Source organism: Streptomyces sp. NBC_00310, assembly GCF_036208085.1.
Taxonomy (GTDB): Bacteria; Actinomycetota; Actinomycetes; order Streptomycetales; family Streptomycetaceae; genus Streptomyces.
On sequence record NZ_CP130714.1, the window covers coordinates 3,626,041 to 3,647,770 of the forward strand.

At 72.0% G+C, this 21,730-nt stretch carries 16 protein-coding genes; 10 read left to right on the forward strand and 6 right to left on the reverse strand.

What is annotated here, in order from left to right:
• Window positions 1-92: 92 nt before the first annotated feature.
• On the reverse strand, window positions 93-278 hold the full coding sequence (locus tag OG202_RS15915) for a hypothetical protein (protein WP_328222962.1): 186 nt from the start codon (window positions 276-278) through the stop codon (window positions 93-95).
• A gap of 55 nt (window positions 279-333) precedes the next feature.
• Complete coding sequence (locus OG202_RS15920; protein WP_328222963.1) at window positions 334-1,584, reverse strand: RNA-guided endonuclease InsQ/TnpB family protein; 1,251 nt, start codon at window positions 1,582-1,584, stop codon at window positions 334-336.
• A 230-nt stretch (window positions 1,585-1,814) separates the two neighbouring features.
• On the opposite strand from OG202_RS15920, the gene OG202_RS15925 reads away from it, so the two are divergent.
• From OG202_RS15925 to OG202_RS15940, 4 genes are all read left to right on the forward strand, one after another.
• Window positions 1,815-3,278 (forward strand): acyl-CoA synthetase, encoded by a 1,464-nt coding sequence (locus tag OG202_RS15925; protein WP_328222964.1) that lies wholly within the window; start codon window positions 1,815-1,817, stop codon window positions 3,276-3,278.
• Window positions 3,271-5,088, forward strand: coding sequence for a carboxyl transferase domain-containing protein (locus OG202_RS15930; RefSeq protein WP_328222965.1), 1,818 nt, complete (start codon window positions 3,271-3,273; stop codon window positions 5,086-5,088). The genes OG202_RS15925 and OG202_RS15930 overlap by 8 nt, the downstream gene beginning before the upstream one ends.
• A gap of 228 nt (window positions 5,089-5,316) precedes the next feature.
• Entirely contained in the window at window positions 5,317-6,399 is a 1,083-nt protein-coding gene (locus OG202_RS15935; protein ID WP_326585842.1) for a rod shape-determining protein, read from the forward strand.
• Window positions 6,400-6,963: 564 nt separating this feature from the next.
• Window positions 6,964-7,455 (forward strand): hypothetical protein, encoded by a 492-nt coding sequence (locus tag OG202_RS15940; protein ID WP_326583026.1) that lies wholly within the window; start codon window positions 6,964-6,966, stop codon window positions 7,453-7,455.
• Window positions 7,456-7,524: 69 nt separating this feature from the next.
• Here the strand turns inward: OG202_RS15940 and OG202_RS15945 are convergent, their stop codons facing one another.
• On the reverse strand, window positions 7,525-8,436 hold the full coding sequence (locus OG202_RS15945) for a DUF4231 domain-containing protein (protein ID WP_326583025.1): 912 nt from the start codon (window positions 8,434-8,436) through the stop codon (window positions 7,525-7,527).
• Between the two features lie 296 nt (window positions 8,437-8,732).
• Here OG202_RS15945 and OG202_RS15950 point away from each other — a divergent pair, with 296 nt between their 5' ends.
• The 5 genes from OG202_RS15950 to fxsT all read left to right on the forward strand — a co-directional run bounded on the left by OG202_RS15950 (window position 8,733) and on the right by fxsT (window position 17,331).
• Window positions 8,733-8,915 carry a hypothetical protein gene (locus OG202_RS15950; RefSeq protein ID WP_326583024.1) on the forward strand — a complete coding sequence of 61 codons (183 nt, stop codon included), beginning with the start codon at window positions 8,733-8,735 and terminating at the stop codon, window positions 8,913-8,915.
• A gap of 96 nt (window positions 8,916-9,011) precedes the next feature.
• A complete protein-coding gene (fxsBH, locus tag OG202_RS15955; protein WP_328222967.1) occupies window positions 9,012-11,168 on the forward strand; it encodes a radical SAM/SPASM protein FxsBH, inactivated beta-hydroxylase extension form in 2,157 nt (718 codons plus the stop codon).
• Complete coding sequence (locus OG202_RS15960) at window positions 11,161-11,952, forward strand: aminoglycoside N(3)-acetyltransferase (protein WP_328222968.1); 792 nt, start codon at window positions 11,161-11,163, stop codon at window positions 11,950-11,952. The genes fxsBH and OG202_RS15960 overlap by 8 nt, the downstream gene beginning before the upstream one ends.
• A gap of 100 nt (window positions 11,953-12,052) precedes the next feature.
• Window positions 12,053-13,390, forward strand: a complete 1,338-nt coding sequence (locus OG202_RS15965) for a TIR-like protein FxsC (protein ID WP_326583021.1) — start codon at window positions 12,053-12,055, stop codon at window positions 13,388-13,390.
• Complete coding sequence (gene fxsT, locus OG202_RS15970) at window positions 13,387-17,331, forward strand: FxSxx-COOH system tetratricopeptide repeat protein (protein WP_328222969.1); 3,945 nt, start codon at window positions 13,387-13,389, stop codon at window positions 17,329-17,331. Before OG202_RS15965 ends, fxsT begins: the two co-directional genes overlap by 4 nt.
• A gap of 111 nt (window positions 17,332-17,442) precedes the next feature.
• On the opposite strand, the gene OG202_RS15975 is transcribed toward fxsT, so the two are convergent.
• The gene (locus OG202_RS15975) at window positions 17,443-18,354 is read right to left on the reverse strand and encodes an alpha/beta fold hydrolase (RefSeq protein ID WP_326583019.1); all 912 of its coding nucleotides are present in this window, start codon (window positions 18,352-18,354) and stop codon (window positions 17,443-17,445) included.
• Between the two features lie 334 nt (window positions 18,355-18,688).
• On the opposite strand from OG202_RS15975, the gene kstD reads away from it, so the two are divergent.
• Window positions 18,689-20,488 carry a 3-oxosteroid 1-dehydrogenase gene (kstD, locus tag OG202_RS15980; RefSeq protein ID WP_328222970.1) on the forward strand — a complete coding sequence of 600 codons (1,800 nt, stop codon included), beginning with the start codon at window positions 18,689-18,691 and terminating at the stop codon, window positions 20,486-20,488.
• Window positions 20,489-20,500: 12 nt separating this feature from the next.
• On the opposite strand, the gene OG202_RS15985 is transcribed toward kstD, so the two are convergent.
• Both OG202_RS15985 and OG202_RS15990 read right to left on the reverse strand, forming a co-directional pair.
• Entirely contained in the window at window positions 20,501-20,953 is a 453-nt protein-coding gene (locus OG202_RS15985) for a GNAT family N-acetyltransferase (protein WP_328222971.1), read from the reverse strand.
• 43 nt (window positions 20,954-20,996) lie between these two features.
• Window positions 20,997-21,689 carry a cyclase family protein gene (locus OG202_RS15990; protein WP_328222972.1) on the reverse strand — a complete coding sequence of 231 codons (693 nt, stop codon included), beginning with the start codon at window positions 21,687-21,689 and terminating at the stop codon, window positions 20,997-20,999.
• Window positions 21,690-21,730 lie beyond the last annotated feature (41 nt).

Genomic DNA, 21,730 nt, shown 5'->3' on the forward strand with positions numbered 1-21,730 from the left:
GATCCTGAAGGCCTGAGCCTCTGGGGGTTCCGACTCCTGCGGGCTGGACCGACCAGCACCGACAGCGGCCCCGCGGCCCTCTCTCGGCCCCTTCAGGAAGGCGGGTCCCCCAGGTCCCGGTTCAGCAGGCGGACCTTGGCGACCATGCGGACGTGGAGGCGCGTCGCGGTGGCCGCCTGCCGGGGCCGCTCGGGGGGATCGTGGTGGCGGTGGTACCCGCGGTGGTACCCGCGGTGGTCTGGCTGGTGCTGGTGGTCGTACCGGGATTCGGTTGACATGCTCCTCGCCCTGAAGGGCGGGGATTCTGGCCTTCCTTGACTGGTTGCCGTGCCGCTACGCGGCACGGTTTCCGGTCGGGAATCCGTGGCTTCCTGTTTCTTCGCGCTGTGCCGGGACTAGTCCTGGTCTTACCGGCGCTCCGCAGGCCGATACCGCCAGTCCGGCGGCCGTCTTGATATTGATCGCGGCATTGATGTCCCGGTCATGGACCGTGCCGCAGGCGGCACACGTCCATTCCCGCACGTTCAGGGGTTTGGGCCCGTCCACGGTGCCGCAGGTGGAGCAGGTCTGAGAGGTCGGTGTGAACCGGCCGATCGTGACCAGGGTCCGGCCGTACCGTTGCGCCTTGTACTTCAGCATGCCGATGAACGAGGACCATCCGGCGTCGTGGACGGACTTGGCCAGCCTGGTGCGGGCCAGTCCTTTCACCGACAGGTCCTCCACGGCGATCCCTTGGTTCTCGGAGAACAGCTTCGTGGAGAGCTGGTGGTGGAACTCACGGCGGGCGTCGGTGACCTCGGCATGTGCGCGGGCGACCTTGAGGCGGGCCTTGGCCCGGTTCTTCGATCCTTTCTGTTTGCGGGACAGCTCGCGTTGAGTCTTCTTCAGTTTCTTCTCCGCGCGCCGCAGAAAGCGCGGGGAGTCGATCTTCGTGCCGTCGGAGAGGACCGCGATGGGGGTCCCCCCGGACGGAGTCTGGGGGAGGGTCAGGCCGAGATCGATGCCGATGGTGCGGTCGGTTGCGGGCATCCGGGCTTGGTCGGCGGCGGGGTCGGTGTCGATGACGAAGGAGGCGAAATATCTGCCGGCCGCGTCCTTGATGACGGTGACGGAGGTGGGGGTGGTGGGCAGGGTGCGGGACCATGTCACCTTCACCGCGCCGATCTTCGGCAGGTTCAGACGGCCGCTGTCGGTGATCCTCCAGCGGGCGTTGGCGGTGAACCGGACCGACTGCCGGGCGTCCTTGCGGGACTTGAACCGGGGCGCGCCCAGTTTCGGTCCCTTCCGGGCGCCCTTGAGGGAGGTGAAGAAGTTGCGGTACGCGGCCTCGGCATCCCTCAGGGACTGCTGGAGGACGACGGCGGAGACCTCGCCCAGCCAGGACCGCTCCCCTGTCCGCTTCGCCTCGGTGATCAGCTTCCGGGACAGCTGACCGGCCGTCGGGAACGGCTGTCCAGCCTTACGGGCGTCCTCGCGGGCACGCACCGCGTCGTTGAACACGACGCGGGCGCACCCGAACGCCCTGCCCAGCGCGGTGCGCTGACCGGCATCCGGGTAGAGCCTGAAGGCGTACCGGAGCTGCATGACGATCACACTAGGCATGTCGAACCCACGTCGTCACCGGGAACGTGTGAACGGTCGGTCACCGTCACGAGGCAGGGTCCGGCTCCGCCGGAACGACACCGCGACGCTCCGCGTCACGGCCACAGGATTCGCTGCACCTCTGGTCTGAAGGCCGGAGCACTGCGAATGATGTCCGGTAGCCCATGGTCAGCAGCGGTACATCGGACGGCGACAACCAAGGAGTACGACACGTGTCCCCTCTCTTCCCGGATCTCACCGGCGACGCCCAGGCCCCCGACCGGCCCGCCCTCCGGTTCGGCGACCGGTCCCTGACGTACGCGGAACTCACGGCCGTGACCGGCGCGCTGGCGGACCGCGTCAAGGGGGGCGGCCGGGTCGCCGTCTGGGCGACCCCCACGCTGGAGACCGCCGTCGCCGTGGTGGCGGCACTGCGGGCGGGCGTACCCGCCGTCCCCCTGAACCCGAAGTCCGGGGAGAAGGAACTCGGGCACATCCTCTCCGACAGTGCGCCGTCACTCGTGCTCGCCGCCCCCGACGATGAACTACCCGCTTCGGTGAGGGAGTTGGAGCGCGTCGATGTCGATGTGCACGACACCGGAAGCGGACCCGCCCCCGACGAGCGGAAGGCCGCCGAGGAGGACGCCGCCCTCGTCGTCTACACCTCCGGCACCACCGGCCCGCCCAAGGGCGCCGTCATCCCCCGCCGGGCCGTCGCGACCACCCTGGACGCGCTGGCCGACGCCTGGCAGTGGACCGCCGACGACGTACTGGTCCACGCCCTCCCCCTCTTCCACGTGCACGGCCTGATCCTGGGCATCCTCGGCCCACTGCGCCGCGGCGGCTCGGTCCGCCACCTCGGCAGGTTCGAGACGGCCGCGGTCGCCCGGGAGCTGTCGGCCGGCGCGACGATGCTGTTCGGCGTCCCGACGATGTACCACCGCCTCGCGGAGGCCCTGCCCACCGACCCGGACCTCGCGAAGGCACTCGGCCGGGCCCGCCTCCTCGTCTCCGGTTCGGCCGCGCTGCCGGTGCACGACCACGAACGGATCGCGGCGGCGACCGGCCGCCGGGTGATCGAGCGGTACGGCATGACGGAGACCCTCATGAACACCAGCGTCCGCGCCGACGGCGAACCGCGGGCCGGCACGGTCGGAGTCCCGCTGCCGGGGGTGGAGTTGAGGCTGGTCGAGGACGACGGCACCCCCCTCGCCGCGTACGACGGCGAGTCGGTCGGCGAGATCCAGGTACGCGGCCCGAACCTCTTCACCGAGTACCTCAACCGCCCCGACGCCACCGCCGCCGCGTTCACCCCCGACGGCTGGTTCCGCACCGGCGACATGGCTGTCCGCGACCCCGACGGCTATGTACGCATCGTCGGCCGCAAGGCCACCGACCTGATCAAGAGCGGCGGCTACAAGATCGGCGCGGGCGAGATCGAGAACGCGCTCCTGGAGCACCCGGGGGTACGGGAAGCGGCCGTCACCGGCGCACCGGACCCCGACCTCGGTGAACGCGTGGTCGCCTGGATCGTCCCGACGGACCCTCAGTCCCCGCCCCCGGCCTCGGAGTTGGCCACCCACGTCGCCACCCGTCTCTCCCCCCACAAACGCCCCCGCACCGTCCACTACCTCTCCTCCCTCCCCCGCAACGACATGGGCAAGATCATGAAGCGAGCGCTGAAGACGGATGAGTGACCGGCGCCGCTCCGCCCGCGAGGCCATCGCCTTCCTGACGGACGACTTCACCGAACTCCCCACCCCCCACCGGGACTACGCTCCCGACGGCCCCCTCGCCTGGCACGGCTACGACACCTCCCGCGCCCGCGCCGCCGAGCGCACCGGGGAGGAGGAGTCGGTGGTGTGGGGCAGGGCGGTGATCCGCGACAGGACACCGAAGGAGACCGGGGCCGCCCCGACCGGCACGACGACAGGCGCCGCGACCGGCGCTGCGACCGACATCGACACGGCGGCCGGCACGACGACAGCGGGCACAGCGGTCGGCACCACGACAGCGGCCACGGGTGCCGGCACCACGACAGCGGGTACGGGTGCCGGCGCCACGACTGCGGCCACGGGTGCCGCCGCCACGACAGCGGCCACGGCAGCCGGGTCACCGCAGCACGGCGAGGCAGGCGCGAACGGCCCGGCGGACACACCGCCCGGGACCACCCCCGCCGGCACACCGGCCGTACTGGTCTCCTTCGAGTTCGGCTTCCTCGGCGGATCGCTCGGCGAACGCGCCGGCGACCGTCTGGAGGCGGCGTACACCTACGCCCGTGAGCACCGCCTGCCGGTCGTCTCCCTGATCGCGACCGGCGGCAGCCGGATGCAGGAGGGCATGCGCGCGCTCACCCAACTCCAGCGCGTGGCCCGCCAGTCGGCGCTGACGAGCGAGGCCGGGCTGCCCCAGATCGCGGTGCTCCGCGATCCCACGACAGGCGGCGGCTGGGCCGCCCTCGGCGCCGGCGCCGACATCATCCTCGCCCTCCCCGACGCCCAGGTCGGCTTCGCCGGCTCCCGGGTCCGCCCTCCGGACGCGGACCCGGCGGCGTACACGGCGGAGTCCCAGGTGGCGGCGGGCTCCGTGGACGCGGTGGTCCACCCGGACGACCTGCGCGACACCCTGGCCCTCTGGCTGGCCCTCCTGACCACCCCCTCCACGGCCCCCGCACCCCCGCCCCACGCCCTCCCACCGCACCGCGCCCCTGACGAGGGCCGCCGGCCCTCGAGGGGCGCGGGGCTGTACCCATCCGCGACTCCGCCGCGGGGCGCGACCAGCCACCACGCACCCTCAGCCGCCGACGAACCGCTCCCCCCACCCCCACCCCCTACGGCGCCCCTCCTCCCCACCACCGGCTGGGAAGCCGTACAACGCGCCCGCTCCCCCCAACGCCCCCGCGCCGAGGCCTACTTGGACGCCTACTTCAGCCGCCGAGCCCCCCTGCGAGGGGACCGCGTCGGCGGCACCGACCCCGGCGTGCTGTGCGGCTTCGGCGAACGCGAGGGCCGGACCATCGCCTACGCGGCCCAGTGCGGCACCCCCACCCGCCCGGCGGGCTACCGCACCGCCACCCGCCTGATCCGCCTCGCCGACCGCCTCGGCATCCCCGTACTGACCCTGATCGACACCCCCGGAGCCGCGAACGACGCCGAAGCGGAACGTCAGGGCGCGGGCCCCGCCATCGCCACCCTCTTCACCACCGTCGCCACCGCCCTCACCCCGCTCACCACCCTCCTCATCGGCGAGGGCGGCTCCGGCGGAGCCCTGGCACTCGCCGCCCCCGACCACACCTGGGCCACGCCGGACAGCTACTTCTCGGTGATCGCCCCGGAGCCGGCCACCGCGATCCTCAAACGCCATCAGGAGCAGACCCGGACGACGGCGGACGAACTCCGGCTACGACCACAGGATCTGGTGGAGCTGGGAGTCGTACGGGGGATCGTCGAACCCGCGACGACCCGCCCCGACAAGACGACACGCCCGGACGCACGCCCACCTGAGTGACGACCGTCCCGGCCCTCCCTACCTCCTCCCACCCGCTCCCACCTCGCCTTTCTCCCCCTCCCGCCCGACTTCCGCGCACCGGACCACCCGTCCGGCCGCACCCCCACCCGGCCCACCCCGACAGGCACCCCGCCCCCACCCCCCGCACGATGCAGAGGGAACCAGGGGACCGCCGAACAGCGGCGGTCCGTACGGTCCGTGCTCTCGGGAGGATCCGCAATGACCGCGATGACCGCCAGTCTGGAGCAGCTGCGCCGCTGCCACTTCGGCGTCGACCTCGGGGCCGCGCGGACCCGGGTGTTCGTGAAGGGCGCGGGCCTGGTGGTGGACCAGCCGAGCGTGGCCGCCGTCAACACCCGCACGGGCGCGCTGATCGCGGTCGGGGAGTTCGCGGAGCGGATGATGGGCCGTACGCCCGACTACATCCGGGTCGTGCGGCCCGTCTCCGGCGGCACCGTGGTCGACATCGAGATGGCCCAGCGCATGCTGCGCCAGCTGCTGGGCGACAAGGTCCGCCGCAACCTGCGCCGCAAGCCCGTCCTGCGCGCCGCCGCCTGCACCCCGCACGACGCGGACCCGCTCGCCCAGCGCGCCACGATCGAGACCCTGGTGGGCCTCGGCGCGCGCCGGGTGGAACTGGTCGACACCCTCATCGCGGCGGCGGTCGGCTGCGGTCTGCCCGTCGAGCAGCCCGAGGCCACCATGATCATGGTGTGCGGTGCGGGGGCCACCGAGCTCGCCGTCCTCTCCCTCGGCTCGGTCGTCAACGCCGTACGCATCCCCGTCGGCGGCGAGGCCATCGACCACGCGATCGTGCAGCACCTTCGCCTCCGCCACGAGCTGACGCTGCCCAGCCAGTCGGTACGACCGCTGCAGCTCGCCCTCTCCGGCAACGGCCTCACCCCGCACGGCCCGGCCTCCACCGAGATCCACGGCCTGGACGTGGCGACGGGGCTGGCCCGTTCGGTCCAGGTGGACACCGCGGCCGTACGCGACGCCATCCAGACCCCTCTCACCGCCGTGGTCGACGGCATCGGCAAGGTCCTGCGCGACTGCCCGCCCGACCTGGTGGCCGACCTCGCCGACCGCGGCATCATGATGGTCGGCGGCAGCGCCCTCCTCCCCGGCTTCGACCAGATGCTCCGTCACGCCACCGGCATGCCGGTCCACATCGCCGAACGCCCCGACGTCTGTGCCGCCCTCGGCGTCGGCGCCATGCTGGAGGGCCGCATCGAGCCCCTCACCCTGGACCGGGTCGGCGACCGGTCTCCCCAGCCGGGGGCCGTCGACGACACCGAACAAGCGGACTGACACGCCGGGGACCAGGGCCGGCGCCGACGGCAGGTTCACCCCGGCCCGGCACGGAGGACCGACCCGACGCCGACGGCCTCCCCCTGCCCGCCGCCTCGCGCTCGCCACCGCCTTCTCCTCGCCGCCTCGCCCTGTCCTCCGCCTTGCCCTCTCCTCCGCCTCGCCCTCACCCCGGCCCCGCCCTCACTTCCGCCTCGCCCTCTCCTCCGCCCCGCCCTCACCCCGGCCCCGCCCTCACCTCCGCCCCGCCCTCACCCCGGCCCCGCCCTCACCTCCGCCCCGCCCTCACCCCGGCCCCGCCCTCACCCCGGCCCCGCCCTCACCTCCGCCTCGCCCTCACCTCCGCTTCGCCCTCACCCACGCTTCGCCCTCACCCACGCCTCGCCCCTCGCCCGCCTCCCCCGGCCCGGAGCACGAGGGGGCGGCCGTCGACACGGCGCTCACCTGGCTGTCGCCTCTGTGAGCCCCCGATGCCTCACCGAACGCGCGTACGTGTCGTTTCCGTGCAGGTTCCTTGACGCTAGGGTGATTTGGATGACCGCGGCCGCGGAGGAGAGCGTGCGAATGGCAGGGCCCGTGACCCGGATCGGCATCACCGGACATCGACAGATCCCGGACGGAGCCCTGTCAGCCGTACGCTCGGGCGTCCGGGCGGAGCTACGGGGCATCGGTTCGGTCCGGGCCGTGAGCAGCCTGGCCGCCGGCGCCGACCAGCTGTTCGCCGAGATCGCCCTGGAGTACGGCATCGCGCTGACCGCCGTGATCCCCGGCATGGACTACGAGGCCCATCTCGGCGACGACCGCGTACGGGCGTCGTACCGTCGGCTCCTGAAGTGCTGCGCCGAGCGCGTGCAGTTGCCGCACGAGCGCACCCACGACGAGGCCTACTACGCGGCCGGCCGCTACATCGTCGACCATGTCGACCGCATGATCGCCGTCTGGGACGGCGCCCCCGCCCGCGGCCTCGGCGGCACCGGTGACATCGTGGACTACGCGCGCGGCACCGGTGTCCCGGTGACCGTGTTGTGGAGCCCGGGCGTCGTCCGCCCACGCTGACGTTCCGCTCCCGCCACCCCGTCAGGAACCCTGTCAGGGGCCCTGTCGGGAGCCCTGTCAGGGGCCCTGTCAGGAGCCGAACCGCACCAGCCAGTCCGTGTGCTGCGGCGAGACCAGGCGCTCCGCCTCCGCGACCGCGTCCGCCCAGCCCTCCTCCGTGACCGTGGTGCTCATCGCCACCCGCAGGGTCTCCAGATCCTGTTCCACGAGCGAGTGCGCGTACGTGAGCGGGCGGTGCCGTCGGACCTCCTGCCAGGCCACCCCGGCCGCCGCCGCGGCGCTCAGCACGCCGGTCAGGTCCCAGCGCCCGATGACGCCCAACGCCCTGAGCACGGAGGCGATCAGGGCCAGCAGCGTGAGCACGGCCGTCATCCCGGACCAGCGCACGGAGGCCTGGTGCGCCTGTCCGGCCCGGTTGCCGTACCAGATCAGCTGTTCCACCACCCGGTCGCGCAGATAGATGTCGCGCCGGGCCGCGAACGGCTTGGCCCGGATCGCCCGCATCATCGGTGTGATCTGCCCGATCCCGTGTCCGGCCGTCCCCTCGCGCTGGTCCTCCCACCCCACTTTCCTCAGCTCGCTCAGACGTTCCTCGAGCCGGGTGGCGAACAGCGCCTCCGGATTGGCGACCCGGGAGTGGAAGGGGCCCCCGTGCGCCATGTACTGCCAGGCGAGCGATTTGATCACCTCGGCCGCCGCCCGGTGGGCCTGCCAGTGCAGGCGGGAGCGGCGGCGGGACGCGTGGACACCGATCGCGATCGTCAGCACATAGAGCACGGCGGCGATCCAGGAGGGGACACGGCTGTTCACGCGCTCCGACATCGACGCGGTCGCGGTGGCGAGGAGCAGGACGACCAGCTGGGTGCGGACGACACGGAAGGACTCCCCCTGATGGACCAGTGCCATGCGGTCATTCACCTGGAACAGCGGAGGCAGGTCGTCGTCATTCACCGTGGTGCTCGGGCCGGGCGTTGCGGCCATGAGGGACCTCGCACAGACATATGGAGTGAACGGCAGGTCATGCTCTCGTCAAAATTGGAATCGCACCAGGGCGCCTATCCGGGCACGAGGAACCCTTTACCGCCGAGGCGGACCCTCTTACCACCGACGCCAGGCACCCTTTACCCCAGGAGGCGTGCATGGTATGAGGCGTGCATGATAGAACCATCGGTTACGAAGTCGTCGTAACCTCAATGACCGGGCCCTAGTGCAGGATCTCGTCGGGCGGGGGCCGATGACAGAACGTTCTGGTCCCCCTTGAAGAAGACGAGAAAACTATGAACCCTACGGGCACGACGCCGATCCGCCGACAGGGCGCCACCCGCCCCGCCCCCACGCGGACGGCCACACTCGCGACGATCGACCCGCGTGCGCGCCGCGTCCAGCGGTCCACCGGTCGCGTGACCGACGGTCGCGAGGCGAGCCCCTCCGGTGCGGGCGAGTTCAACTCGTCCATCTAGGCACCGTCACCGAAACCCCAACCTCCTTGTTGATCAAGGAAGTTGGGGTCTCGTCGTGTCAGCGCGGGGTGGCGGGGGCGCGTACACTCCGGAAAAGTGACGGACTCTCACGGCCGGCCGCCGATCCACCAGCTGGTCCTCAAGGTGCACAGCCGCTGCGACCTGGCGTGCGACCACTGCTATGTGTACGAGCACGCGGACCAGAGCTGGCGTGCCCGGCCGGTCGTGATCTCGGAGGACACCCTCGGCCAGGTGGCTCGTCGGCTCGCCGAATACGCGGCGGACGGCGGGCTGGAATCCGTGACGGTCATTCTGCACGGCGGAGAACCCCTGCTCGCGGGCCCGGCCCGGCTGAGGAACATCTGCGCGGAACTCACCCGCGCACTGGCACCGGTCACCGTATTGGATCTCCGAATTCATACGAATGGGGTGCAGCTGAACAGGCGGCACCTGGAGGTGTTCCGGGAATTCGGCGTGAAGGTCGGAGTTTCCCTCGACGGGGACCGGGCCGCGAACGACCGTCATCGGCTGGACCGCCGGGGCCGCAGCAGTTACGACCGGGTACTGAAGGCGATCGAACTGCTCCGTCTGCCGGAATACCGGCACCTCTATCAGGGCCTGCTGTGCACGGTGGACGTGGCCAACGACCCGGTCGCGGTGCACGACGCCCTGACGGCCCTGCGGCCGCCCCGCATCGACTACCTGCTGCCGCACTCGACCTGGGACAGCCCGCCGCCCGGCCATGGCCAGGGCACCGTCTACGCCGACTGGCTGCTCAGGGTCTTCGACCGCTGGGAGGAGCAGGGGCGCCCCATGCCGGTCAGGACCTTCGACTCGGTGCTCAGCACCCTGCGCGGCGGTCCCAGCCTCACCGAGGCCATGGGACTCGCGCCGAGCGACCTCGCGGTCGTCGAGACCGACGGTTCCTTCGAACAGGCCGACTCGCTCAAGACGGCGTACGACGGCGCCCCGGCCACCGGCTACGACGTCTTCCGGCACAGCTTCGAGGAGTTCGCGGGGCATCCCGGAGTGCGGGCCCGGCAGCTCGGCGTGGACGGTCTCAGCGACACCTGCCGCGGCTGCCCGGTCGTCGAGTCCTGCGGCGGCGGACTCTACGCCCACCGGTACAGCGACGAGCGCGGGTTCGACAACCCGTCGGTCTTCTGCGCCGACCTGCGATCCCTCGTCGAGGGCGTCGCCGAGCGGATCACCGAACGGGCACTCGTGCCGGCGGTCACCGGCACCGGCGAACTCCGCTCGGCACAACTGCACCTGAACCGGGCACTGCTCGCCGACACCAACGGCCGGCTCGCCGGGACCCCCGACTGGGACGCGGCCTGGCAGCTGTTCGTCCGCCTGGACTCCGACCCGACCGCCGGCGCGCACCTCGACTCCTTCCTCGCCCACCCCTATCTGCGACCCGCCCTGCTCGGCTCCCCGGACGACCCGGGCCACCTTCCCCGGCTCATGGCCGCCGCCACGGCCGCCGCGGTGCGGGCGGGCTCGACGGTGACCCTCGGCTGGCACCACCCGGACGGCGAGGTGCACCTCCCGAGCCTCGGGACCGTCCGGCTGCCGCGTCCCGGACGGGTCGAGTTCACCGTCACCGACGGCGACTTCCGGGTACGGGTGCCGGAGCACGCGGGCGAGGAACGGACCCCGCCGTGGCGGCCGTTGGAGACGCTGCGTCTCACCGAAGAGGCGTCCCTCCTCATCGACGACGCCGATCCGTACCGCGACCGCTACCCGTCGCCCGTGGCGGAGCCGCTGAGCCCGAGCGACCTGGCCCTCTTCGGCAAGCGGCTGCGCGCCGCGTACGGCCTGCTGGACGAGCGCGAACCCGGCTGGCGCGACGGCGTCAACGCGCTCCTCGCCACCACGATCACCCCGCTCGCCGCGGGCACCGGACTGCGGGTCTGCGCCGACGCGCCGGGGGCACTGGGCGTGGCCGTCGACTTCGAGCCCGAGGAGTTCGTCGGCGCACTGCCGTTGCTGGGGCGGCGGTCCAGACTCGCCGGCCTCCGGCAGATCGCGGATCTCACCGTGCCCGGCACGGGTGCCGGCCGACTGCTCGACGAGGCGAGCGAGTACCTGGGCAGAGCGACCGCGTCACCGGCCCGGTCCGCCGAGGATCTCCGGCGGGCCCGCCACGCCCTGGACCTGCTGGCCGCCCGCCCTCCCGGTGAACTCACCGAGAGCGGCGCCTACTTGGTGGAGGAGATGCACACGGAATGGAGGGCGCTCCATGGCTGACGCCACACGGTCGCAGGACCCGTTGAGCCGTTTCCGGGCCACGCTGGCCGAGTTGGGCGTCCGCCCGGGCGGGGTCCTGATGGCGCACGCCTCGCTGAGGGGCAGCGGCCTCTCCCCCACCGCCGTACGCGACGCCCTGCTCAGCGCCCTCGGGCCGGGCGGCACGCTCGTCGTGCCCGCCTTCACTCCGGAGAACTCCGACACCTCCCGCGAGTACGCCGACCGCACCGAGGGGATGGACGAGCCGCAGAAGGCCGGGTTCCGGGCGTCGATGCCGCCGTTCGATCCGGAGAGCACCCCCTGCCCGACGATGGGCGCGCTCGCCGAGTGCGTACGGACCACGCCGGGCGCCGTGCGCAGCGGTCATCCGCAGACCTCCTTCGCCGCGCTCGGACCCCGGGCGACCGAGCTGCTCGGCGACCACGACCCGCACTGCCACCTCGGCGAGCGTTCGCCGCTGTCCGAGCTCTACGAGGCCGACGCGGAGATCCTGCTGCTGCGCGTGGGGTTCGAGGTGTGCACGGCGTTCCATCTCGCCGAGTACCGGTTGTCCCCGCCGCCGCCGACCCGGACGTACCGCTGTGTGGTGCGGGACAGGGGCTGGATCGAGTACGAGGACGTCGATCTGTACGACGGGGACTTCGAGGAGATCGGTGAGCGGCTTCCGCGTGATCTTCGCACTGAGCGGGAAGTGGCAGGAAGGACCACCGTGCTCATCGGGATGCGTGACGCCGTGGACACCGCCCTGAAGCAGATGTCCGGATATCGCTGGGAAATGACGTGAAACAAGCCGCCGGGCACAGGTGGCGATCAGGCACATTGTTGGTTCGCCCGGATGGCGCCTTCGGCGGGGTCGGGGGGCATCTGCGGGCAGGGGGGCGCGCGTGGACATACCTGAACGGGGGAGGGCCGCGGACAACCGGCCTTATTTCTTTCTGAGTTACGCCCACACCCCGCCCTGGGGGCCGGGCGGCGGCGACCCGGACCACTGGGTGCACGTGCTCTTCAGGGACCTGTGCGACCACATCATGGCGCTCACCGACCTGCCCGCCGGCGCGGCCGCGGGGTTCATGGACCGGGAGATGCGCTCCGGGGACGGCTGGCCCGACAAGCTCAGCGAGAACCTCTCCCTGTGCCGGGTGTTCGTGCCGTTGTTCTCCCCGAGGTACTTCACCAGCGAGATGTGCGGCCGGGAGTGGTACGCGTTCAACGAGCGCATCGTGCAGGCCAAGACCGCCGGAGCCGGTGACGTCCCCGCCATCGTCCCGGCGCTGTGGACGCATGTCCCCTTCGACCAACTCCCCGATTCCGTACGGCACATCCACATCGAGCACTCGCCCTTCGGGGAGCGGTACCTGGCCCACGGGATCTACGGGCTGATCAAGCTCAAGCGGCTGAAGGACGAGTACGACGAGACCGTGCTCGCGCTCGCGCAGCGGATCGTCCGGGTCGCCCACGAGTCACCGCTGCCGTCCAGCCGCCCCCGCCCGTACGAGACGACGCCCAGCGCCTTCAAGCCGCGTGGTGAAGGCCCCCGCAGCATCCATCTGACCGTGGCCGCGCCCACCCGCGACACCGTCCCCGAGCACCGCGACACGCGCCCGTACGGGGAGGACGCGCGGGACTGGAACCCGTACCACGGCGAGTCGACCCGGCCGCTGCCAGCGCTGGCGGAGGAGCTGATCCGGTCGCTGGACTACCGGATCACCGTCTCCGACTTCGACGACGGACATGTGGTCCCCGATGTGCCGGCCCCCGGTGGGCCCGACGGGCACGGGGCCGTCGCGGCGGCCCAGCCCGGCCACCCGGCGATCCTGCTGGTCGACCGCTGGGCCGTCCACGACGAGGAACGGCGGAACCGGCTCCGGGAGTTCGATCACGCCGCCCACCCGTGGGTGAGCGCGATCGTGCCCTGGAACCGCGCCGACCTCCAGTGCCACGGTGAGGAGGGGCAGCGGCTCACGGCCGAACTGGAACGCGTCCTGCCGAACATCCTGGAGCACGGGCGCCGCACCGACTGCCGGGTGGCGGTCGCGGGTGTGCCCACGCTGAAGGCGTTCACCGATGTCCTGCCGTCCGTCGTGGCGCACGCCACCCGGCAGTTCCTCAGGAACGCCGCCGCGCATCCGCCCCCGGGCCCCCGAGGGCCCCGGCCCCGCCTGATGGGCCCTCATCACCCGCCGCCTTCCGACGCGGGTCCCGACCACGGAGGAGAAGCATGACTGCCCGGCAGGACGGACGGATCATCACCTTCTACTCGTACAAGGGCGGTACGGGGCGCACGATGGCCCTGGCCAACACGGCCTGGATCCTCGCCGCCAACGGCAAACGCGTGCTGACGGTGGACTGGGACCTGGAAGCCCCCGGGCTGGATCGTTTCTTCCGCCCGTTCCTGGACCCGAACGCGCTCGCCGCCACCACCGGGGTCATCGACATGATCACCGAGTACTGCTGGGCGGCGACGACCGGAGCACCACGCTCCGGACCCTGGCACCTGGAGTTCGCGCGGGTCGAACAGCACGCCGTCTCGCTCACCCCCGAACGGCACGGCTTCTCCTTCCCGGACGGCGGCTCGCTGGACTTCCTGTCCGCGGGCAAGCAGAACCGGGACTACTCCGCGACCGTGTCGTCGTTCGAGTGGGACAACTTCTACGAGCGGCTCGGCGGCGGCCTGTTCCTGGACGCGCTGCGGGACGACATGAAGGCGTCGTACGACTACGTGCTCATCGACAGCCGTACGGGGCTCTCGGACAACGCGGACATCTGCACGATCCACATGCCCGACATGCTCGTCGACTGCTTCACCCTCAGCGACCAGTCGCTGGACGGCGCCGCCGCCGTCGCCCGCAGTGTCGAGGACGGCTACCACAAGCGGCGCATCCGGGTGCTGCCGGTGCCCATGCGCATCGACGAGGGCGAGAAGGAGAAGGTCGACGCCGGACGGGCGCTGGCCAAGCTGAAGTTCGAGGGCCTGCCCAAGGGGCCCGGCGGCGAGCAGCTGGGCGCCGAGGAGCTGAACGGGTACTGGGGCCGGGTCGAGATCCCGTACCGGCCGTACTACGCGTACGAGGAGACCCTCGCGACCGTCGGTGACAAGAGCGGCATCGCGAACTCCCTGCTCTCCGCCTTCGAGCGCCTCACGGCGGTGGTCACGGACGGCGAGGTCACCGAGCTGCCGCCCATCCCCGAGCAGGTGCGGCTGCGCTGTGTGGAGGCCTTCACCCGGCGGCGGCCGCTGACCCGCGCGGTGGACGTCGTCGTGGTGTACGCGGCCGAGAACCGTATGTGGGCGGAGTGGGTGGAGGCGGTGCTCCGGCTCTCCGGCTGCGACGTCACCCTGCACGACGTGGCCGTCGGGGCGCCCGAGCGACCCGATCCGGCGACGCAGGTGATGGTCCTGATGTCGAACGCCTTCCAGAAGGCCCGCACCGCCGGGGAGGTCTGGCGCTCCCTCTCCGACGGCCTGCCGGACGTTCCGTACGCCGCGCCCATCATCCTGCGGGTCGACGAGCCCCGGCGCTCGGACGCCTACTTCGACGGCGAACCGGTCGACCTGCACCGGCTCGACGAGGCCGCGTGCGTCCGGGCTCTGCTGGGCGCGCTGTCGCTGCCGGAGCGGCCCGCGGAGAGCGGGACACCGGGCCCGCGTTTCCCGGGCAGCGTCCCCAACGTGTGGAACGCGCCCCAGCGCAACACCACCTTCACCGGCCGGGGGATCATCCTCGACCGGCTGCGCGAGCAGCTCCGCGGCGGTCTGTCCGTCGTGCTGCCGCAGCCCCAGGCACTGTTCGGGCTCGGCGGCGTCGGCAAGACGCATGTGGCCCTGGAGTACGTGCACCGCTTCATGGCCGACTACGACCTGGTGTGGTGGATCTCCGCCGAGGAGATCGACAACGTCGTCTCCTCCCTCGCCGAGCTCGGTTCCCGGATCGGCGCGCCCGGCCGTGACGACATGGCGCAGGCGAGTCAGGAAGCCGTGCAGATGCTGACGCGCGGAGTGCCGACGCGGCGCTGGATCCTCGTCTTCGACAACGCCGACGACCCCGCGGAACTGCTGCCCTACCTCCCCACCGGGGGCGGCGGCCACATCCTGGTCACCTCACGCAACCAGGCCTGGACACAGCAGGGTTCGGCGCTGCCCGTCGATGTGTTCCAGCGCCAGGAGAGCGTCGAGCACCTGTCCCGGCGGGCCCCGGGTCTGAGCGCGGAGGAGGCCGACCGGGTGGCGCTCGCGGTGGGCGACCTGCCCCTCGCGGTGGAGCAGGCGGGGGCCTGGCTCGCCGAGACGGCCGCCCCCATCGAGGAGTATCTGCGGCTGCTCGCGGAGCAGACCACCGCCGTGCTGGACCTCAACCAGCCCGCCGACTACCCGGAGACGGTGGCCGCGACCTGGAACGTCTCCATCTCCCGGCTGAAGGAGCGCTCGCCCGCGTCGGTACGGCTGCTGCAGCTGTGCGCGTTCATGGCTCCGGAGCCGATCTCCTCGTATCTGCTCTACAGCAAGGAGATGATCGACGAACTGCGCAAGGTGGACGGCACCCTGCAGGAGAGCCTGATGCTGGGCAGGGTCATCCGTGAGATCGCCCGGTTCGCCCTCGCCAAGGTCGACCAGGTCAGCAACAGCATCCAGATCCACCGGCTGGTCCAGGCCGTGATCCGCTCCCAGCTCACCGAGGAGGAACAGCGGACCGCCCGGCACGTCGTCCACACCGTCCTCGCGGGCGCGCGCCCCGACGGCGACGAACCCACCGACGACCCCGAGACCTGGCCGCGCTTCGAGGTCATCTGGCCCCATCTGCGCGCCGCCGACGTCCGCAACTGCGTCGAGGTCGAGCCCCGCAGGCTGCTCGTCGACCGGATCCGGTACCTGTGGAAGCGCGGCAACTTCCCCGAGGCCCAGCAGCGGGCCGAGGAGGTCCTGGCGCACTGGCGGACCTTCCTCGGCGAGGACGACGTGCAGTACCTGTACCTGCGCTGCCAGCTCGCCAACGTGCTGCGGTCCCAGGGGCGTTACGTGGAGGCCTCACGGCTGAACGAGGAGGTGCTGGAGCACCAGCGCCGCGTCCTCGGCGCCTCGCACCCGCACACCTACATCACGGTCTCGGGTCTCTCCAGCGACCTCGCCGCCCTCGGCGAGTACACCAGCGCGGTGGAGCTGGCCCGGGAGGCCCACGACGGCTTCAGCCAGATCTTCCACGAGTCGCACCCGCGCACGCTGAGCGCGGCGAACAACCTCGCGCTGACGCTTTGCATGGTGGGCCGCTACAGCGATGCCCGCGACCTCGACCAGGACACCTACGACCGGCGCAAGGAGGTTCTCGGCCCGAACCATCCCTACACCCTGGCCTCGGCCTCCCGTCTCGGCCGCGACCTGCGCGAGGTGGGCCGCTACAGCGAGTCGGTGGACCTCCTGGCCCAGGCCTACGAGGCCCACAAGCGCACCCTCACCAAGGATTTCCCGGGCACACTGAGCTGCGCGAAGTCCCTCGCCGTGTCGTTGCGCAGGGCCGGCCTGTTCGAGGACGCCCATCGTCTGACGGTGGCGACCCAGGCCCAGTACCGGGCCCAGTACGACGCGCCCACCCCCGACTCGCTGGCCTGCGACCTGAACAGGGCGGCCGATCTGTACGCCGCCGACGAGCGGGAGAAGGCGCGGCAGGTCGCGCGGGCGGCCCTCGCCGAGTACATGAACGTGCCGGGCGAGCGGCATCCGTACACCCAGGCCGCGCTGAACAACCTGGGCATCTACCACTGGGCGTGCGGCGACGTCGGCGAGGCCGAGGCCGTGTTCCGGCGGGTCACCGAGCGCATGGCGGACGTCCTCGGCGACCAGCACCCGCACACGCTGTTCGCGCGCGCCAACCACGCGAACGTCCTCGCCGACCAGGGCCGGCCGGCGGAGGCCTGGGCGCTGGAGGAACCGGCGCGCGACGCGCTCCTGCACATCCTCGGACCGCAGCATCCGGAGGCGCTCGGAGTGGTCTCCAACTCGACGCTGACGCTGCGCGCGCTCGGCCGGACGCAGGAGGCGGAACGGCTCCGGCAGGACATGCTCGCCGAACTCCTGCGCCAGAGCAGGCAGATGGGTCCCGACAACGGGATCACGCAGCTGGTGTCCGGGGAGCGCCGGGTCTACCGGGACCTGGAGCCGCTGGCGGTGTGACCGTGCGCCGTGGCCGCCGGCGGTGTGCCCCGTACGCCGTAGCGCCCGGCGGTGTGCCCCGTACGCCGTAGCGGTCGACGGTGTGCCCCGTACGCGTCGGCCCGACGAGCGTCAGACGGGCCGGGAGACCGACCTGGGCAGGTCGGTGAGGAGCCAGCTCAGGATGGCCGGCAGCGCGCGGAGCGCGGCGAAGTGGGCGGCGGTGGGCTCCAGGACGGCGGTCGCCCGGGGGATGCGCGCGGCGAGCCAGGAGGAGTGGGCGGCCGGGGAGAAGACGTCCTTCGCCCCGTGCCAGAACAGCACCGGCACCCGGATCTCACCCGGTTCGAACCCCCACGGGGCGGTGAGCGCCAGCGCGTCGTCGATCCAGCCGTAGGGCGAGGTCCGCAGCGCCTCGTGGTAGTTGCGCAGCAGCATCGAGCGGATGCCGTTGTCGGAGACGATGATCCGGTCGTCGTCGGTGAGCTCGCCGCGCAGTTCGTCCAGCAACCGTGCCGGGTCCGAGCGGATCGCGGCGGAGCGCGGAATCATCCCGGCCGCGAACCGCTGGGGATCGGTGAACGCGGTGCGGAACTCCCGGACGTTGGACGGCGCCATCCCCGCGAACCAGTCCAGGCCCGCCGCGTCGCGCGGCGCGAGCGTGACGAGCGCCGCCGCCCGCGTCACCCGGTGGGGCAGCCGCGCGGCACACGCCAGCGCGTGCGGGGCCCCGGCGGACCGTCCCACCACCGCGAAGCGGTCCAGTCCCAGCGCGTCGGCGACGTCGGTCACGTCGTCGACGACGTCCACGATCCGGCGCCCCGCGCGACGGTCCGACCCTCCGTACCCGGGGCGGTCGTAGCTGATGAGGCGCGCACCACGGTGATAGAGGTACATCGACCTCGGCCTGGGGCCCACCCTGCTGCCGGGCATCCCGTGCAGCAGGAAGACCGGCCGCCCCCGCGGATCCCCCGAGCACTCGACCCGTAACCACCGCCCGTCGGCCGTCCGGACATGGTCCAGCGCCCGCACGAGGTCCTGCACCGCGTTCCCCCTCCCTCGGTCCGTGGACCGGGATAACGCTGCCCGAACCCTTCCCGTGTGCACAGACGGCGAAACGAATACGCAGGTCAAGCGGTTCGGTGTGCGGTCCGGTCCAGCCCGGTCCGGTCAGCGTCGTCGGCTGCCGCCGCGACGTGCGCCCCCGTCGCGCGCACGGCTCGCGCCCCACCGGCACCAGCCCCGACGCGTGTCTTGACTTCACCATCCCTGGACGTCAGATTCGAGGCTCCGCACCACGTCCGGGGCGCAGGGGAATGCCGCTTCCCGGGGGAACAAGCACGGCCACCCGTCCCTTCGCGAGGCTGGAGCGTCCTGCATGTCCAAGAGCGCGGATCCTGGGAGACGTACGGGGGCCGCGGCGGGCCCCAGCCGGCGGCGGGTGCTCGGTACGGCCGCGGGGGCGGGGGCCGCGGTCGCGGCGGGCGGGGTCGCGGGGAGTCCGGCCGCCGCCGCCGCACCGCCCCTCCTCGGCACCTACGACGTCGTCGTCATCGGCTCCGGCGCGGCCGGGATGACCGCCGCGCTCACGGCGGCGAAGCAGGGGCTGAGTTGTGTCGTCGTGGAGAAGGCGCCGACCTTCGGGGGGTCCGCGGCGCGGTCGGGGGCCGGGATCTGGCTGCCGAACAACAGTGTCATCAAGGCGGCCGGGGTGCCGGACACGCCGGCCAAGGCGGAGCGGTACCTCGCGGCCGTGGTCGGGGACGACGTGCCCGCCGACCGGCAGAAGGCGTTCCTCGACCACGGGCCGGCCATGCTGTCGTTCGTCATGGCCAACAGCCCGCTCAGGTTCCGGTGGATGGAGGGGTACAGCGACTACTACCCGGAGCTGCCGGGAGGCCTGCCGAACGGACGGTCCATCGAGCCGGACCAGTTCGACGGGAACCTGCTGGGCGACGAGCTGGCTCGGCTGAATCCCGCGTATCTGGCCGTACCGGCCGGGATGGTGGTCTTCAGCGCCGACTACAAGTGGCTCGCGCTGACCGCCGTGAGCGCGAAGGGGCTGGCCGTCGCCACGGAGTGCCTCGCCCGGGGTACGAAGGCCGCGCTGCTCGGGCAGAAGCCGCTCACCATGGGGCAGGCACTGGCCGGCGGGCTGCGGGCCGGGCTGCTCGGTGCCGATGTGCCGGTGTGGCTCAACACCCCTTTGACGGACCTGTACGTGGAGAACGGGGCGGTGACGGGAGCGGTCGTCACCAGGAACGGCTCCCCCGGACTCGTCCGCGCCCGCCGGGGCGTCGTCGTCGGCTCCGGCGGCTTCGAGCACAACGCGGCCATGCGGGCGCAGTACCAGGAGCAGCCCGTCGGGACACAGTGGACGGTGGGGGCGAAGGAGAACACCGGGGACGGGATACGCGCCGGTCAGCGGGTCGGCGCCGACCTCGCGCTGATGGACGACGCCTGGTGGGGGCCCGCGATCCCCACCCCCGGCCAGGCGTGGTTCTGTCTCGCCGAACGCACGCTGCCCGGTGGGCTGTTGGTCAACGGGGCCGGCGCGCGGTTCGTCAACGAGGCGGGGCCGTACAGCGATGTCGTCCACACGATGTACGAGCGGGACACCCCGTCCGCCCCGCACATCCCGGCCTGGCTGATCGTCGACCAGAACTACCGCAACCGGTACCTCTTCAAGGACATCGCGCCGACCTTCCCGTTCCCCGACGAGTGGTACGACGCCGGGGCCGTCCACAAGGCGTGGACGCTCGACGCGCTCGCCGGCGCCATCGGCGTCCCCGCCGCCGCCCTCCGCTCCACCGTCGACCGCTTCAACTCCCTTGCCAGGCAAGGGGACGACCCGGACTTCGGGCGCGGCGACAGCGCCTACGACCACTACTACACGGACCCGTCCGTGCTCCCCGACTCCTGCCTGGCGCCCCTGTGGCTGCCGCCCTACTACGCCCTGCGGATCGTCCCCGGCGACCTCGGCACCAAGGGCGGTCTCCTCACCGACGCCCGCGCCCGCGTCCTGCGCCCCGACGGCAGGGTGATCCCCGGCCTGTACGCGGCGGGCAACGCCAGCGCCGCCGTGATGGGCCGCAGTTACGCGGGGGCCGGCTCGACGATCGGACCGGCGATGACGTTCGGGTACGTGGCCGCGCTGGACATCGCCGGGAAGCTGTAGGTCGACCCGGGTTCAGCCCGGGTGCCGTAGGTCGATCCACGGGATCGTGTCGCCGTCCAGCAGGTAGCGCTCGGTCTCCACGAAACCGTGGTCGAGCGCGAACCGCAGGCCGGCCGCGTTCGATTCCAGTACGCAGGTCTCGATCACCCGGGCGCCCAGCTCCCGCGCCCGCCGCAACGCCCGCTCGTACAGCTGCTCGCCGAACCCCCGCCGCCGGTGTTCGGCGAGGACGCGGGCGATGACCGTGGCCGTGGCGGTGTCCCCCTCGGGCGGGCGGACCGTCGAATTGCCGACGAGGACGCCGTCGGCGTGGGCGAGTTCGAGGTGGTTGCGTACGGCGCGCTCGCGGACGTCGTCGAGGGAGAGGAGATGGGCCGGGATGATCGTGTTGTGGACGTACCGCCAGGCTTCGAGTTCCTCGTCCCCGGCGGTGCCGTCCACGCGCTTGATGTCGAGGTCCGTCACGGCGTCAGCGTAGACATCGCCCGTAGCTCGGCATCCTCCGGGCTCACCTCGTCGTCGAGTCGTCGTCGAGGAGGGCGTACGCCCGTACCGGGAACGTCCCCATGCCCTCGACGGCCGGCGGTGCGGCATGGAAGCGGAAGCCCTCCGGGGGCAGTTGCTCCAGGCCCCGCAGGTGTTCCACGACGGGGATGCCGGCGGCGAGCAGACCGGTGTGGGCGGGGCGGGTGCCGTCGTCGGTGTCGTCGATGTTCAGGGAGTCGATGCCGACGAGGACGGCGCCCTGCTCGACCAGCCGGGCGACGGCGCCGGCCGTGAGGTAGGGGTGGCCGTGGCCGTACGCGTCGGTGCCCCAGTGCCGGTCCCAGCCGGTGTGGATCAGCACCGCCCGGCCCGCAACGTCGTACGGCAGCAGCGCCTCCCGGTCCACGGCCCGGCGCCCGCCGGCGTCCTGGACGCGTACGACGACGCCGTCGAGGTCCGTGAACCTCTCGATCGGCAGCGCGGCGAGGTCGTGTCCGCCGCCGAAGCGGTGGAAGGGGCTGTCGAGGTAGGTGCCGGTGTTGGACACCATCGAGATACGGCCCATGGCGAACTCGGTGCCGGCCGCGTAGATCTCCCGTGAGGCCTCCCGGGTGAGGTGATCGCCGATCTCGGGCCCGGGGAGGCCGGGGTAGGTGATCATCCCGTGCCGGATGGGATGGCTGAGGTCGACGATCCGCCGCTGCTTGCTGCTCATGCCCCGATCCTCCCTGCAGTGCCACTTCATCACAAGCAAGA

What these genes read in the sequence shown, in the direction of transcription:
- OG202_RS15915 (WP_328222962.1), bottom strand. Translation starts at nt 278, where the DNA reads ATGTCAACCGAATCCCGGTACGACCACCAGCACCAGCCAGACCACCGC.
- OG202_RS15920 (WP_328222963.1), bottom strand. Translation starts at nt 1,584, where the DNA reads ATGCAGCTCCGGTACGCCTTCAGGCTCTACCCGGATGCCGGTCAGCGC.
- OG202_RS15930 (WP_328222965.1), top strand. Translation starts at nt 3,271, where the DNA reads ATGAGTGACCGGCGCCGCTCCGCCCGCGAGGCCATCGCCTTCCTGACG.
- OG202_RS15935 (WP_326585842.1), top strand. Translation starts at nt 5,317, where the DNA reads ATGACCGCCAGTCTGGAGCAGCTGCGCCGCTGCCACTTCGGCGTCGAC.
- OG202_RS15940 (WP_326583026.1), top strand. Translation starts at nt 6,964, where the DNA reads ATGGCAGGGCCCGTGACCCGGATCGGCATCACCGGACATCGACAGATC.
- OG202_RS15945 (WP_326583025.1), bottom strand. Translation starts at nt 8,436, where the DNA reads ATGGCCGCAACGCCCGGCCCGAGCACCACGGTGAATGACGACGACCTG.
- OG202_RS15950 (WP_326583024.1), top strand. Translation starts at nt 8,733, where the DNA reads ATGAACCCTACGGGCACGACGCCGATCCGCCGACAGGGCGCCACCCGC.
- OG202_RS15960 (WP_328222968.1), top strand. Translation starts at nt 11,161, where the DNA reads ATGGCTGACGCCACACGGTCGCAGGACCCGTTGAGCCGTTTCCGGGCC.
- fxsT (WP_328222969.1), top strand. Translation starts at nt 13,387, where the DNA reads ATGACTGCCCGGCAGGACGGACGGATCATCACCTTCTACTCGTACAAG.
- kstD (WP_328222970.1), top strand. Translation starts at nt 18,689, where the DNA reads ATGTCCAAGAGCGCGGATCCTGGGAGACGTACGGGGGCCGCGGCGGGC.
- OG202_RS15990 (WP_328222972.1), bottom strand. Translation starts at nt 21,689, where the DNA reads ATGAGCAGCAAGCAGCGGCGGATCGTCGACCTCAGCCATCCCATCCGG.